The sequence below is a fragment of the Corynebacterium sp. Marseille-Q2823 genome (assembly GCF_903645345.1).
Taxonomy (GTDB): domain Bacteria; phylum Actinomycetota; class Actinomycetes; order Mycobacteriales; family Mycobacteriaceae; genus Corynebacterium; species Corynebacterium hiratae.
In genome coordinates this window covers 265,507-278,837 of record NZ_CAHJXS010000002.1, presented here as the reverse complement: position 1 = coordinate 278,837, position 13,331 = coordinate 265,507, and the positions used below count along the sequence as shown (strand labels likewise).

The 13,331-nt window shown below is 60.2% G+C and carries 12 protein-coding genes and 1 pseudogene; 6 read left to right on the top strand and 7 right to left on the bottom strand.

Going from position 1 to position 13,331, the window contains the following annotated elements; translation table 11 throughout:
• Positions 1–207: 207 nt before the first annotated feature.
• Both HWX44_RS03250 and HWX44_RS03245 read right to left on the bottom strand, forming a co-directional pair.
• Positions 208–1,596 carry a protein adenylyltransferase SelO family protein gene (locus tag HWX44_RS03250; RefSeq protein ID WP_175973157.1) on the bottom strand — a complete coding sequence of 463 codons (1,389 nt, stop codon included), beginning with the start codon at positions 1,594–1,596 and terminating at the stop codon, positions 208–210.
• On the bottom strand, positions 1,589–2,404 hold the full coding sequence (locus HWX44_RS03245) for a PhzF family phenazine biosynthesis protein (RefSeq protein ID WP_175973155.1): 816 nt from the start codon (positions 2,402–2,404) through the stop codon (positions 1,589–1,591). Before HWX44_RS03245 ends, HWX44_RS03250 begins: the two co-directional genes overlap by 8 nt.
• Positions 2,405–2,455: 51 nt before the next feature.
• Here HWX44_RS03245 and HWX44_RS03240 point away from each other — a divergent pair, with 51 nt between their 5' ends.
• Positions 2,456–3,769: a DUF4921 family protein gene (locus HWX44_RS03240; RefSeq protein ID WP_175973153.1), complete on the top strand. Its 1,314-nt coding sequence runs from the start codon at positions 2,456–2,458 to the stop codon at positions 3,767–3,769.
• Between the two features lie 10 nt (positions 3,770–3,779).
• On the opposite strand, the gene HWX44_RS13445 is transcribed toward HWX44_RS03240, so the two are convergent.
• The 4 genes and pseudogenes from HWX44_RS13445 to yaaA all read right to left on the bottom strand — a co-directional run bounded on the left by HWX44_RS13445 (position 3,780) and on the right by yaaA (position 8,046).
• On the bottom strand, positions 3,780–3,902 hold the full coding sequence (locus HWX44_RS13445) for a hypothetical protein (protein ID WP_303049245.1): 123 nt from the start codon (positions 3,900–3,902) through the stop codon (positions 3,780–3,782).
• 89 nt (positions 3,903–3,991) lie between these two features.
• Positions 3,992–5,305 carry an ISL3 family transposase gene (locus HWX44_RS03235; RefSeq protein ID WP_175973151.1) on the bottom strand — a complete coding sequence of 438 codons (1,314 nt, stop codon included), beginning with the start codon at positions 5,303–5,305 and terminating at the stop codon, positions 3,992–3,994.
• A gap of 199 nt (positions 5,306–5,504) precedes the next feature.
• A pseudogene (locus tag HWX44_RS03230) lies at positions 5,505–6,717 on the bottom strand (IS1249 family transposase).
• 606 nt (positions 6,718–7,323) lie between these two features.
• On the bottom strand, positions 7,324–8,046 hold the full coding sequence (yaaA, locus tag HWX44_RS03225) for a peroxide stress protein YaaA (RefSeq protein ID WP_175973149.1): 723 nt from the start codon (positions 8,044–8,046) through the stop codon (positions 7,324–7,326).
• Positions 8,047–8,078: 32 nt separating this feature from the next.
• On the opposite strand from yaaA, the gene HWX44_RS03220 reads away from it, so the two are divergent.
• Both HWX44_RS03220 and HWX44_RS03215 read left to right on the top strand, forming a co-directional pair.
• Positions 8,079–9,848, top strand: coding sequence for a proline--tRNA ligase (locus HWX44_RS03220; RefSeq protein ID WP_070754141.1), 1,770 nt, complete (start codon positions 8,079–8,081; stop codon positions 9,846–9,848).
• A 27-nt stretch (positions 9,849–9,875) separates the two neighbouring features.
• Positions 9,876–10,271, top strand: a complete 396-nt coding sequence (locus HWX44_RS03215) for a DoxX family protein (protein WP_070754140.1) — start codon at positions 9,876–9,878, stop codon at positions 10,269–10,271.
• Between the two features lie 30 nt (positions 10,272–10,301).
• Here HWX44_RS03215 and HWX44_RS03210 read toward each other — a convergent pair whose 3' ends face one another.
• On the bottom strand, positions 10,302–11,156 hold the full coding sequence (locus HWX44_RS03210; protein WP_175973147.1) for a hypothetical protein: 855 nt from the start codon (positions 11,154–11,156) through the stop codon (positions 10,302–10,304).
• 37 nt (positions 11,157–11,193) lie between these two features.
• On the opposite strand from HWX44_RS03210, the gene rimP reads away from it, so the two are divergent.
• The 3 genes from rimP to HWX44_RS03195 all read left to right on the top strand — a co-directional run bounded on the left by rimP (position 11,194) and on the right by HWX44_RS03195 (position 13,236).
• Positions 11,194–11,760, top strand: a complete 567-nt coding sequence (gene rimP, locus HWX44_RS03205; protein ID WP_070754139.1) for a ribosome maturation factor RimP — start codon at positions 11,194–11,196, stop codon at positions 11,758–11,760.
• 3 nt (positions 11,761–11,763) lie between these two features.
• A complete protein-coding gene (gene nusA, locus HWX44_RS03200; protein ID WP_175973144.1) occupies positions 11,764–12,780 on the top strand; it encodes a transcription termination factor NusA in 1,017 nt (338 codons plus the stop codon).
• A gap of 120 nt (positions 12,781–12,900) precedes the next feature.
• A complete protein-coding gene (locus tag HWX44_RS03195; protein ID WP_070821723.1) occupies positions 12,901–13,236 on the top strand; it encodes a YlxR family protein in 336 nt (111 codons plus the stop codon).
• The last annotated feature ends 95 nt before the right edge of the window (positions 13,237–13,331 follow it).

The window sequence follows — 13,331 nt, the reverse complement described above, 5'->3', positions numbered from 1 at the left end:
CCAAGGAGGATGCTCCATACTTATGTTGTGCGTTTGAGAGAGCGCATGCGAGAGATAGAGAGAACCCCAGCCGCGCGGGGCGGTCGGCCTGAGAAACCGACCGGGAGCGCGGCAGTGAAAGATAGAGACACACCACCGCCCCGAGACTCCGTTTCCTTTCCTACGGAGAACTCGGGGCGGTGGTGTGTGTCCTTCTATTTTGCGCTCTTAGGTGCCGCAGTAGGTGAGATAGCCCTCCGTGCCACCGGGCTGTTCATAGTCCGGTGCGGGATCGAAGGGGTGGGTCGTAGCTTGGAGAAGGCGGGAGAACTCATCCAGATCGCCCAGCGCGGCTTCGACCAGACGCGGACGGGGAATCACGCGCGGCACGGTTCGCTCGAGTCGCGCAACGTCGGGGCCACTCGCGCAGTAGGCGTCAACGAACTGCGTGCCCGCGAACGCCTCATAAGCGGCTGCCGGTGTACCTGCCGCGGCGCTGACGAGAGCTCGGTGGGCCTGAGTGAGGTCAGGGCTCGCCTCAGTGAGTGCGGTGCTGTAGCTCCGAAAAAGCTCTTCAGGCATCTGCAAGCGCTGCAGGGCTTCGACTCGACGTGCTTTCTCGAAGCGTTCCGCAAAGGAATTGATGGCTTCCTGGGCCCAAGCGAGGGCGGAGTCAGGGGAGTCGTCGAGAAGCGGCAGCAGGGATTCAGCGAGCCGCGCGAGGTTCCATCCCACCATGTCGGGCTGGCGGCCAAAGCGGTAGCGGCCCTGCGTATCGATGGAACTAAACCAGGTATCGGGATCATAGTTTTCCAGGAATGCGCAGGGGCCGTAGTCGATGGTCTCGCCCGATAGCGTGGTGTTATCCGTATTCATCACGCCGTGGATAAAGCCAAGCTGCATCCATCCGGCGACCGTAGCGGCTTGCGCATCCATGACACGGGTGAACAACTCCTGATAGTCGGCACCGGGGTAGTGGCGTTCAATGGTGTAGTCGGCGAGCTGTTCGAGCATTCCGGGCCGCTGAGACTGCGCGGCGAAGTGAAAGGATCCGACGCGAATGTGGCTTGCGGCTACGCGCACCAGCACGCCCGCCTCCTCCACCACTTGGCGTTGAATGGGGCGGCCGGTGGCAAGGACCACGAGGGGCCGAGTAGTGGGTACCCCCAGGGCATGCATCGACTCGGAGAAGAGATACTCGCGCAGCATCGAGCGCAGTGTGCCACGACCATCAGAGCCGAAGCGCGAGTACGGTGTGGGTCCCGTCCCCTTGGCGTGCAGATCCCACAGACCTGCCGGGTTATGGGGAGCGGTGGGGCCTGTGACCTCTCCCAGTAGGAGAGCGCGGCCATCACCCATGGATGGGTTGTACTGCCCGAACTGAAAGCCGGCGTAGGCCATGGCGTGGGGAGCGATGGGGCCGCGGCCGAGGAGAAACTCCACGCCTTCGTCGCTGCGCAGCCAGTCTGGGTCGAGCCCGAGCGCAGAAGCCAGCTGTTCATTGAGCACCACGATCCGCGCCGCGGGCTGTTCCTCCCCTCGGGCCTCGGCGACGAGGTGGGGTAGGCGGTGGGCGAACTCAGTGTGCAGCTCGAAGGAAAGGGAAGGTTTAGGCATCGCAGGACTCCAGAGTGCCACGGACGCGTACGTGGACGTTGCCGCCCACCCAGATGTTCTCGCCGTCGTCATCGATGAAGACTCGACCAGCGCGTCCTACCTGGCCACCTTGGGCCGCGGTGTAGCGAGCAGGAACTGCATTTTTAGCGCGAAGGAATTGGGCAGCCCCGCCGTTGAAGGACCCGGTGACGGGGTCCTCGAAGTGCCCGGTAATGGCTCGTACTTCATACGCGGGGGCATCACCACCGGTGAGGCCGACCACGCCGACCTTCACGCCAGGCGTGGGCGTGGGGTTGAGTCCGCGCACAGCCTCGGCGGAATCCAGCTGGATGAGGCTCCATCCGGGGCCGTTGTCTACCCAGCCGGAGTCAACGATGCGGTCGACGTCAACTCCGAGAACTGCAGCTGCATCGGCTCGTTCGGCATCGCTGAGAGCCCCCTCGCGCACCAAGGGCGGGGTAGCGAAGGCGAATCGTCCGTCCTCCTGGCGCACGGTGACCAGGCCTACACCGCATTCCTGAATTAAGGTGCCGCTTTTTTCAAGCAGCTCTGCTGCCACTCGGGCGGTGCCCAGCGTGGGGTGGCCGGCGAAAGGAAACTCTTCGTAGGGGGTAAAGATCCTCACCCGGTAGTCCGCGCGTGGATCCGTAGGCGAGCACAGGAACGTCGTCTCAGAGAAATTGGTCCAGTGCGCGATGCGCTGCATCTCTTCGGTGCTCAAGTCATCGGCATCCGCGACCACGGCGAGGGGATTTCCGCTGAACGGACCAGTGGCGAAGACGTCTACTTCAAAGAATCGGTGCTGCATGGACCCCAAGCCTAGTCGCACCGGTGGGTGCGGAGGTCTACGCTGGGCTGCATGAGCGAAGCACTCTTTAGCCGTGTCGAGCCCATCCAAACCATGGCTGATGGGACCGTCAAGCAGGTCAACCCCTTCTCCGGAACGGAGGTGTGGACGGTGCCTGGCCGCGGCAACCGCCCGCTCGCGCATCCGGCACAGGACCCGCAACCGCTGGCGACCGATGCTTTCACCCACACCTGCGCCTTTTGCTCAGGCCGCATGCTGGATACCCCGCCGGAAAAGTCCCGTATTCTGGCTTCGGGGGAGATTCAGCGCGGCCTCCTTCCTCACGAGCTGGATGAGTCCGTACCAGCCTTTCGCCGCGTGCCCAACCTTTTTGAGATCGTGTCCTATGACTATTGGCACGAGAACTATGGCTTCACCATGGACCCCGACGTGGCCCGCCACAAGGAGCGCTACGAGTCCGACGAAGCTGGGCGCCTGCATGTGCTCAATGTGGTGCGCACCAAGCTCAAGGCGGCGGGGAAGGATGCCGCGCTGGACGACGAATCCCTGCTCGCCCTCGCCGATGGCTTCTTCGGAGGTGGCCACGACGTCATCATTTCTTCGCGCCACTTTGTGGAGGGTGCGGTCGATGATAGTCAGCTCGCGTCCTCCGGCACGCTGAGCCCCGATGAGCACTTCCTGCTGACAACATTCACTGCGGAATCGACGCGCGAGCTCTACCAGCGCAACCGCTATGCCTCTTATGTCGCCGTGTTCCAGAACTGGCTAGCACCGGCGGGCGCGTCCTTCGATCACCTGCACAAGCAGCTCGTCGCTATTGACGCCTTAGGTATGGCTGCCCACCAAGAAAACGCGATTCTGCGGGCGCACCCGAATATGTACAACGATTGGGCGGTTGGCTACGCGGCAAAGCGCAACCTCGTTATCGCCGAAAACGACTATGCGGTTCTCTTCGCCGGCTTTGGCCACCGCTATCCCACACTGGAGATCTTCTCCAAGTCGCCGCGCTGTGAGCCCTGGGAGCAGACCCCCGGTGAGGTTCGCGGGATGTCGGACCTTATCCACGCAGCGCATGCCGCTGTGGGTCCGGATGTGGCCTGCAATGAAGAGTGGCACCACCGCCCGCCCAGCGTGGATCTGCCGCAGCCGTGGCGTGTGATGATCAAGCTCAGGGTATCGACCCTAGCCGGCTTTGAGGGCGGCACGAAGGTGTACATCAACACCATCGATCCCTGGGGATTGCGCGATCGCATCGTGGATGCCATGTTCCGCCTGCGCGAGCGCGGCAAGATTGCCTCCGGTATCGCGATTGCCACTGAGTGCGAGCTCAAGCGCAACAGCTTGCGCTATAACCCGCTGGTGTAATCGGCCACGGTTAGTCCACGTAGGTTTGTTCGCCGCCGGTGTGAAGATAATCGCGGAGGTACGGTAGAGCTAGAGCAACCGTGCCGTGCCGTGGGGCGTCGATAAGCCCCTGCTCCAGCAAACGCGCGCGCACTTCACTGAGAGATGTTGTCGTTGTCTTGAGTTCGTGAGCAATAGCGCCAGAGGCGGCCGTCCCCGCCGGCTTAAGGGGCCCTTCCGGTTTTAGAGTGCGTTGATTTTGTCCTGTAGTTGTCCGGAGTGGATCAGGCTCCGCAAGATGTAGTGGTTGAGGTTTTTGAATCCTAGGGCGATGCCGCGTAGGTGTTCGAGTCTGCCGTTGATTGCCTCGACGGGGCCGTTGGAGGCACCGATATCGAAGTAGGCGAGCACATCTTTGCGTCGACGCCACAGGGTGCGTCCTAGTTGGGCGAGCTCTTCTAGGCCTTGTGGTAATCCTTTACGTAGGGTGTGGATGATGCGTTTCATGAGCTTTTTGCCTTCCGTTTTCTTCGGATGCGCGTACGCTGCGATCATGTCTTGGTAGAGCAGCCACGTTACTTCTAGGGCTACGTAGTCGTCATCGGTGGCCCACAGCATTTCTAAGCGTTGCTTTTGCCGCTCGGTGAGATAGTTCGTCCTGGTCAACAGGGTGCGCCGGTGCTTGTACAGTGGGTCATCTTTGCGTCCGCGGCGCCCGGTGGTCTCACGTTGGAGTCGCTGTCGGCAACTGGTGAGCTTGTCGGCTGCTAGATGCACTACATGGAAAGGGTCCATGACTTTGTCTGCTTGTGGTAGTTGCTCTTCGACTGCGGTGGCATATCCGGTGAACCCATCCATGGTCACCACCTGTATCTGCTCCCGGAAGCTGGGGTCGCGCTCTTTAAGCCACCCGCTGAGCACGTCGGCGGACCTGCCTGGTCGCATGTCTAACAAACGTGCAGGCCCACGCCCGTCCACCAGCGGGGTGAGGTCAACAAGTATGGTCACCAGGTTTGATGCCTGGCCTGGTTTTCTGGTGTGTTTCCAGACATGTTCATCGACTCCAAGGACGCGAACTCCGTCTAGGTGGTGAGGGTCGCCGTAGACAAGCTGGCGGCAGGCATCCAGTGCGACCTGGTTGACCAGGTCCCAGCCCACGCCGAGTGCTTTGGCGGTAGCTGACACACTCATCCGATCAATAGCAAGGCGCTGCAAGATCCAGCGGGTGACCCGGTGGGTGAGCTTGGCGCCGTCATCAGCGCAAGCCAGAGATTCTTGGAAGATCTTCCTTTTACATGAGGTGGCTGTGCACTGGAATCTAGGGACTTTTATGTGCAGCCTGGTGGGGAATCCGACGACAGGAAGATCAACGAGTCGACGGGTGGTGTGGTCGCGCAGCTTGCCTGGCTGTCCGCAGTCCGGGCACACGCCGATAACGGCTACGGGCGTGGCCTCAATGATGGTCAGCGGTCCGGCATCGGCAGCACCGGTGATGGCAAGTCCGATTTCCGCGGTACGGCAAATGGTGTCGGCAACGAGGTTTCCAGTAGGCTTCACAGTACGGGTCCCTGGTGGGTTTAGATGGTTGTGTAGGAACTTTCATCTTCACACCAGGGACCCCTATATGTTGTGGTGACCCGCTGAACCCATCGTGTTCTACTTCACCCCGCTACGCACTCCAAAACCGGAAGAGCCGCTTAAGGGACATTTCGTGTGGATTTGCGGCGTGTCGCATTAAGGGACATTTCGTGTGGATTTAGGAGCGTCCGGCCCAGCCTTTTCTTATTCCTAAGCTGGGGTTCCATTCGTTGTCGATGCCGGTGTCGAATGTGGCTGGTCGTCCGTCTGGGTGGCCACGTCGTGTGAGTTCTTCTTTTGCCCAGGCTGCGCGTGCTGCTTTTTTTCCCCTTGGCGTCCGAAGTCTTGTTGCTTGGCTAACTCCAGTGGCGCTACCGGGTCTTCGGTGTGGGTGTAGAGCCACCAGTCCATGGTGATGCGCTGATGCTCATCGAACATGCCACGATGGTTTCCTGCTAGGTCTTTGAGCTGTTTGTTGATGCCACCTTCCAGCAGGTTCGTGGTGGCTTTTAAATCCTGTGTGACACCTTCAGGCGGGTCAAGGAAGGTAAATAATTGTCCGGCGTGGAGGAGCTTTTCTAGCCGTTTTAGAGCCCTGCGGGCGTTGCGGTGGGTGTACCACCATTTCTGGTTGGGGCTGACCCATTTCGGTACTTGGCCTGCTGGTATAGCACTGCGGTAGGTTCGCTCTTTAAGCCAATCAGCAAAGGTAATGCGGGTGTGGTGGACTGCAGCTGTAAACCGCGCAGCATCGTCGGGATTGCGTACTTGGACAAGCATGTAGCCCAGTTTCCGGATTGCTTTATGCGCTGGGTGAATCGGGTTGCGGCTGATATCAGCAAAAGTGTTGCGTTGGACGTGGACTAGGCAGCGCTGGATGGCAACGTCGGGCCATTTAATGCGCAGTGCCTTGAGTGCTCCGCCTGCCCCGTCGGTGGTGACGATGAGTGGTTGCGCGATTTTGTCGAGCAGTTTCAGGTACTCGTAGGAGCTTTCACGCAGGCACCAGTGCCAGGCGATGACGTGTGTTTCGGTGCAGGCTACCAGCAGGCATTTTTTGTGGAAGTAGGTGCCGTCGATAAAGACCTGGTCATAAACACGATAGGGGTCAGTAGTCGTGGGCACGGTGATAAACCACAGCAGCTTGAACCACCGGGTTACAGTCCGCCTTGTTACCCCCAGGCGTTTGGCTAAATGGTCTTCGGATTCGCCGGAAGTAATCCAGTCAATAAATATTTTGAAGTGCCGAATCTCGCTGGTGTGTGCGCGGGTATTAATCGATGAAACGTTGCATTTAGGACATAGCCAGCGTTGGGTTCCTGCCGCGGTTTTGCCGTTTTAACCAGTCCGTGGCCGCACATGTCACACGACGGCCGATTCCTATTAGCCATAGGAATTGGCCTTACCGCACCAGCAGCAGTCCCCTTATCACAGACCTAGGACTATCCGGTGTTGATTTCACAGATCGGGCCGTTGGAACCGATTCAAAATCAAGATCACCGTATTATCCCAGGCTGCCCCAGGAATCCGTATCGGTTTATCCACACGAAATGTCCCTTAAGCCTCCCCGCCTCATCTGCTATGTCCGCCAGCGCGTGTAGGTACTCAAGTTGGCGTTGGCTGAGTGCACGTACCGCAGGATCGTGCACTTGGGATCCCATTGTCGTGATTGCCTCACCAAGAACTGCGTCGACGGTTGTTGAGGAAACGATAGTTTCACTGGCTTGGGATGCAGCGTTCCAGGCCAAGTACCCGATGAGCTGGATGAGGAAGGGATAACCGTGGCTCGCTTCAGTAGCGCGGTCGGCGGCTTCGTCGTTGAAAGCAATCGAAGTCAAAGCTGCCGTATCTTTGAAAGCGCTGGCTGTAGCTTGCGGGTTAACAGAACCGTTAAGTTGGGCGAAAAGGGTTTCCAGTCATGCCGGAAGTATATAGCAGGCAGATAAATTGATAAATAGATAAATCGGCGGGCGTAGATAAATTGATAAATAGATAAATCAGACCACGAGCACCAGCTCGGTGCCGCGCAGTTCGGTATTCATGCCCGCCTCTTGGGCTACGCGGGCGGCATCTTCAAGGGTGGAGACGCTCTCGCCCTTGAGAGCGAGTACGCGAGCGAGCTCCCCCTTGTAGTGCTTGTTGAAGTGAGAGACCACCTTGCGGGAGCCATCCTCTTGCACTGTCTCCACGCGCACGGTGGCGACGTCCTTTAACTTTCCCAGCTGCTGGTAGGTGCCCGAGCGCATATCGATGAGGAACTCGCCAGCGTCGACAAGCGCGCGCAGCTCATCCGTGATGGCCGTACCCCACCGAGACTTCAGCGTCCGCCCGCCCAGTTTCGTGTTACCGGAGAGACGGTAGTGCGGGATGAGGTCATCGGCGCGCACCAGACCAAACAATGCATCGCCCACGGCGAGGTAGCTCCGCGCTTCCGGGGGAAGGGTGGGAGCGTCCAGGGCGTCGTAGAGCACGCCGGTGAAACGCTCCAGCGCGGGCATGGTCGGGGAGGATGCCAACTCGCGGTTAGACTCGGCTTCCCCACGCAGCTTCTCAGAGAGTTTGAGCACTTCCAGCGCTTCATCGACGTCGAGGGAGGACAACTCTGCAGCGATTTCTTGGCGGATCGGATTCAACGCGGGAAAAGAAAGCTCGTCCCAATTCAGGGCCGCGCCGTTGCCGCCGTGTGCTTTGGTCTCAGAAGGAGGGAGGATGATCAGCATGGCTACATGCTAGCGATGTAAACTGAGCAACCATGATTACACGTCTTTCTGAGCTTTTCCTCCGCACTCTTCGTGAGGATCCGGCTGATGCCGAAGTCCCCAGCCACAAGCTTCTCGTCCGCGCAGGTTATGTGCGCCGCGTCGCGCCGGGTGTATACACCTGGCTGCCACTGGGGCTGCGCGCCATGCGCAAGATCGAAGACGTAATCCGTCAGGAGATGAACGCTATCGGCGGCCAAGAGATGCTGTTCCCGGCGTTGCTGCCGCGCGAACCCTACGAGCAGTCGAACCGCTGGACGGAGTACGGCGATAACCTCTTCCGTCTCAAGGATCGTAAGGGCGCTGACATGCTCCTAGGCCCGACCCATGAGGAGATGTTCACCACCGCAGTGAAGGATATGTACTCCTCGTACAAGGATTTCCCGGTCACGCTGTATCAGATCCAGACGAAGTACCGCGATGAGGAGCGTCCGCGCGCGGGCGTGCTGCGCGGCCGCGAGTTCACCATGAAGGACTCCTATTCCTTCGACATGACGGATGAGGGGCTCGATGAGTCCTATGCCCGCCACCGCAAGGCTTACCAGAACATCTTCAATCGCCTGGAGATTGATTACGCGATTTGTAAGGCCACCTCTGGTGCGATGGGAGGCTCGGCCTCCGAGGAGTTCCTCGCCGTGTCTGAGGTAGGCGAAGATACCTTCGTGCGGGCCACCGAGGGCGATTACGCCGCCAACGTGGAGGCCGTGGTCACTCAGGCTCCAGAGGAAATCCCCTTCGACGGCCTGCCGGAGGCACAGGAGCATGAGACTCCGAAATCCGAGACCATCGAAACGCTGGTGGAGTGGGCTAAGAGCGCCGGCATTACTGTCGCCGACCGCGAGGTCACCGCAGCGGACACCCTCAAGTGTATGATGATCAAGGTAGCCGCCCCTGCAGCTACGGAGGAAGAGAAGGAATGGGAACTCGCGGCTGTTCTTATTCCGGGCGACCGCGCGTTGGATGAAAAGCGCCTGGAGGCTTCGCTTGAACCGGCCGAGTTCGAGCTCGCCAGCGATGAGGATTTCAAGAAGAGCGACTTCCTGGTCAAGGGCTACGTTGGGCCGCGCGCTCTTAACGCCCACGGCATCAAGGTCTACGCCGACCCGCGCGTGGTTTCCGGCACCTCCTGGATTACCGGTGCCGATGCCCCGCAGCGCCACGTCGTCGGTTTGGTGGCTGGCCGCGACTTCACAGTGGATGAGTTCATCGAGGCGGCCGAGGTCAAGGAAGGGGACCCGGCACCGAACGGCCAGGGCACTCTGACCCTGGAGCGCGGCATCGAGCTGGGCCACATCTTCCAGCTGGGTCGCAAGTACACCGAGGCTTTCGACGTCCAGATCCTGGATGAGAACGGCAAGCGCGCCGTGCCGACCATGGGTTCCTACGGCATCGGTGTTACGCGCATGCTCGCGGTGCTGGCGGAGCAGCGCCACGATGAGAAGGGCCTCAACTGGCCGGTGGCTGTGGCCCCGTACCAGGTGCACGTGGCCGTAGCGAACAAGGATGCCGCTGCCCTCGAGGCAGGCCAGAAGCTGGTGGAGGATCTGGACCGCGCAGGCGTAGAGGTGCTTTTCGACGATCGCCCCAAGGTCTCCCCGGGCGTGAAGTTCAAGGATGCAGAGCTTCTGGGCATGCCGTTCATCGCCATCCTGGGCCGCGCCTTTGCCGACGGCATCATTGAGCTGCGCATCCGCGGCGGCGAGACCCGTGAGGTCCCCGCAGACTCCATCGTGGACACCTTAACGGAGCTCATCCGCGGTTAGGTGCGTTAAGCGCGTAGGCTCGCGGGTATGAGTTCCCACAACCCCGCACTGACATATTCAATGGCTGCAGCACTCTCTGCCATGGGAGTGCTGCATTTTGCTAAGCCGAAGCCCTTCGAGTCCATCATCCCGCCACAGCTTCCAGGGTCGGCTCGCTTCTACAACTTCACCTCTGGCGCCTGGGAAGTGGTGACCGGTGCACTCCTGGCGAACCCATCGACGCGGCCTGCAGGCGGCCTTTCAGCCCTAGCTTTGCTCGCTGCCGTGTGGCCGGCGAACTTCTACCAAGCCTACAGGGACTTAGAAAGCGGCAAGGCATCAACCGGCAAGAAGATCTACCACGCGGTGCGTCTGCCGTTGCAGATTCCGGTCATGCGCTATGCCTGGTCGCTGTACGCCGAAAAGAACGCCAAACGTCGGTAGCTCAGGAAAATCGAGCTCGCGAGGGAGGAATTAAGCTGCACTGATGCGGTGAGATTGGGCGGCTACAGAAATAAGCCAGCTTCGCCATTCAGCATTGGGTGCCGCTTGGTCGGGCACCTCCTGTGAGGCGGCGGAGGCCCATGTCACCGTGTCACTATGCGCGACGTCGTCAAGGAACGCGCGCGCTGAGGCGGCGTCTACGGGCAGCTCACCGGAGGTCGAGGTGTAGGCCGCTGCGGGCTGTGGCACTGGTCCGATTTTGGCTACTGCTTCTTGGAGCGCGAGGACGCGGTTCTCGTGCAGAGCGAGGCGCTCATCAACCAGCTCTTCGACGTCAGGTGTGACATAGGAACGAGCAAAGTCCAAGGCATACACCTGCCGGTATTCCCAGTCCAAGAGTTCGGTGGCGAGGTCAGCGTCATCCTCCGTCAGCTCCGGCACAGCGCCCGGTTCATCGGTGGAGCGGGCCTCCATTGCGATGGCTTGGGCGACGAGCAAGGGCCGAGATTCCGGGGAGACCGCGTCAAGTTGCTCTTCAATCGATGAAGAAGCTGCGGCAAGCACGGCAGCCGCATCAGTGGCCTCGTATGCTTCACCCTCACGATTCACTTCGCAGGAGCGCGGAACGTGTCCTTCCTCGTCGCGGCCGCAGAGGCGCTCAATTTCGGAGTAAAGCTCGTCTGCGTGCTGCGCGCGCAGGGACGCGGCATCGGGATCGAGTTCCTGCAGTGCGTGGGCGTCGGCGCTCGCATCGTGAGCCAGAGAGGTCAACGTAGGGTCCGCGTGGGGGCCAAAATAGTCCACGATCGCGTCGGTGGCTTGGCAGCCGCCCAACCATGGGGCGGCGCAGGCAAGGAGGGCGGGCACAACTACTCGGCGGTTCACGCGATAGACCCTACCCGTGTGACCTAGTCTAGAGCGCATGGCATTCCCAACACCCGCACAACTGACCGAAATCCTCCAGCCTGTTGCCGCCGCACGCGGCCTCGACATCGAAGATGTCAAGACCACACGAGCTGGTAAAAAGTCGCAGGTCATCATCCGCATCGATGGTGATGAACGTCCGAGCTCCGATCTCATCGAGGAACTTTCGCAGGAGATTTCCGAGTTTTTTGATGCACAGGAGGAAGCGGGCACTCTTAACTTTGGGGCAGGCTACACCCTGGAGGTGTCGACCCCCGGCGTGGATTTTCCGCTCAGCGCACCACGCCATTGGCGTCGGAACCAAGGAAGGCTGGTCGGCTATGCGTTGAGCGACGAGCCCAGCACCACCCGTGTTGCCAGAATCGGTGCTCTCTCCGCGGACGAAGAATCAGTGGCGCTCATCACGACCGTGAAGAAGGAGGTGCGCTATCAGGTCGAGCGATTGGAAAATGTAAGCCGTGCAGTGGTAGAAATTGAATTTGCTCAACCTCCAGCACAGGAGCTGGAGGCGGCAATGCAGACGTTCGACTTCGCCGAGCAGAACTCGGCAACCCGAGAGGACTAACAAGTGAATATTGATCTAGAGGCACTCCGCACGATTCAGCGCGAGCGAGGCGTCCCGGTGAAGGACCTGCTCGAGGCAATCGCGGGTGCCCTTTTGTATTCCTATCTGGATCACCGTGCCGAGTCCGCTGAGACGAAGGCGGAGGGGACAAAGTCCCGCGTGGATATCGACGCCGATACCGGCGCCGTTGCCGTCATCGTGACGGAAAGCGATCTGGAGACCGGAGAGGTCGTCAGCGAGTACGACGACACCCCGGATAACTTTGGGCGCATCGGCGCCCAGGCTGTCCGCGATGCCATCCTGCGCAAGCTGCGCGAAAACGAAGCGGAGCGGACCTATGATTCCTATTCAGAATTGATCGGCACGGTGGTGTCGGGCGTCGTCCAGCGCGATATCCATGCCAACAAGCGCGGCGTTATCGTGGTGCAATTGGGTACCGAGCACGATTCGCAGGATGCTTTCCTGTTGCCGGCCGAGCAGCTGCCGGGGGAGAAGCTCGAGCACGGTGACCGCGTTAAGGCTTATGTCGTGGGGGTAAACCGGAACGGGGCCAAGGTGCAGATTACGCTGTCGCGTACCCACCCAGAGCTGGTTCGCGGCCTCTTCGAGCTGGAGGTCCCTGAGGTGGCCGACGACGCAGTAGAGATCATCGCCATCGCCCGTGAGGCAGGGCACCGCTCCAAGATCTCCGTTCGCGGCCACGCCAAGGGCCTCAACGCCAAGGGTGCATGCATCGGCCCGAAGGGTTCCCGCGTCAGCAACGTGATGCGTGAGCTCGGCGGTGAAAAGATCGACATCATCGATTACAACGAAGACCCAGCCGTCTACGTGGGTAATGCTCTCGCACCGTCGAAGGTTGTGCGCGTAGAAATCCTCGACGAGGAAGCACAGGTAGCCAAGGTAACCGTGCCGGATTACCAGCTCTCGCTCGCTATCGGCAAGGAAGGGCAGAACGCTCGCCTCGCAGCTCGCCTGACCGGATGGAAGATTGATATTCACTCCGATGCCGCTCGTGACTAGCTTTCCAACCTACCTGCGGTGGGATTAAAGGTTTGGCCTATTTTCGCGTAGACTAGACAACGGCCCACATGCAGGAATGCTGTGGCGTAGTAGTAGTGGTGATTCGACGTAAGGAGTGGGATGTCTCAGGGACAGCGACTCCGCACCTGTATCGCCACGCGTCAAAAGCATCCCGACACGGAATTGCTCAGGGTTGTCGCCGATAGGGACGATCCCACAGGAAGCCGTGTTGTTCCGGATCCGCGCCGCCGCCTCCCCGGCAGGGGAGCGTGGATAAGGCCAGATCTGGAGGCAGTAGAGCTGGCGGAGCGAACCCGTGCCTTCAGGCGCGCGCTCCGATTGTCCACAGACGTGGACACAGGTCACGTACGTGAGTACCTCGCTGCTCGGCAGCAGGTGCAGTCGGCGGGCAACAGCCCGTGCGACCCAGAGTTAAAAAGGAAGACCGAACACTGATGAGCGCACAACCATGAAGCAGCATCAGCGATGAAAGTCCATAGCCATTAACTAGGGGTCAAGCCGTATTCCGCGGCCTTGGCTCCTAGAAAGAT

What these genes read in the sequence shown, in the direction of transcription:
- HWX44_RS03250 (WP_175973157.1), bottom strand. Translation starts at nt 1,596, where the DNA reads ATGCCTAAACCTTCCCTTTCCTTCGAGCTGCACACTGAGTTCGCCCAC.
- HWX44_RS03245 (WP_175973155.1), bottom strand. Translation starts at nt 2,404, where the DNA reads ATGCAGCACCGATTCTTTGAAGTAGACGTCTTCGCCACTGGTCCGTTC.
- HWX44_RS03240 (WP_175973153.1), top strand. Translation starts at nt 2,456, where the DNA reads ATGAGCGAAGCACTCTTTAGCCGTGTCGAGCCCATCCAAACCATGGCT.
- yaaA (WP_175973149.1), bottom strand. Translation starts at nt 8,046, where the DNA reads ATGCTGATCATCCTCCCTCCTTCTGAGACCAAAGCACACGGCGGCAAC.
- HWX44_RS03220 (WP_070754141.1), top strand. Translation starts at nt 8,079, where the DNA reads ATGATTACACGTCTTTCTGAGCTTTTCCTCCGCACTCTTCGTGAGGAT.
- HWX44_RS03215 (WP_070754140.1), top strand. Translation starts at nt 9,876, where the DNA reads ATGAGTTCCCACAACCCCGCACTGACATATTCAATGGCTGCAGCACTC.
- rimP (WP_070754139.1), top strand. Translation starts at nt 11,194, where the DNA reads ATGGCATTCCCAACACCCGCACAACTGACCGAAATCCTCCAGCCTGTT.
- HWX44_RS03195 (WP_070821723.1), top strand. Translation starts at nt 12,901, where the DNA reads ATGTCTCAGGGACAGCGACTCCGCACCTGTATCGCCACGCGTCAAAAG.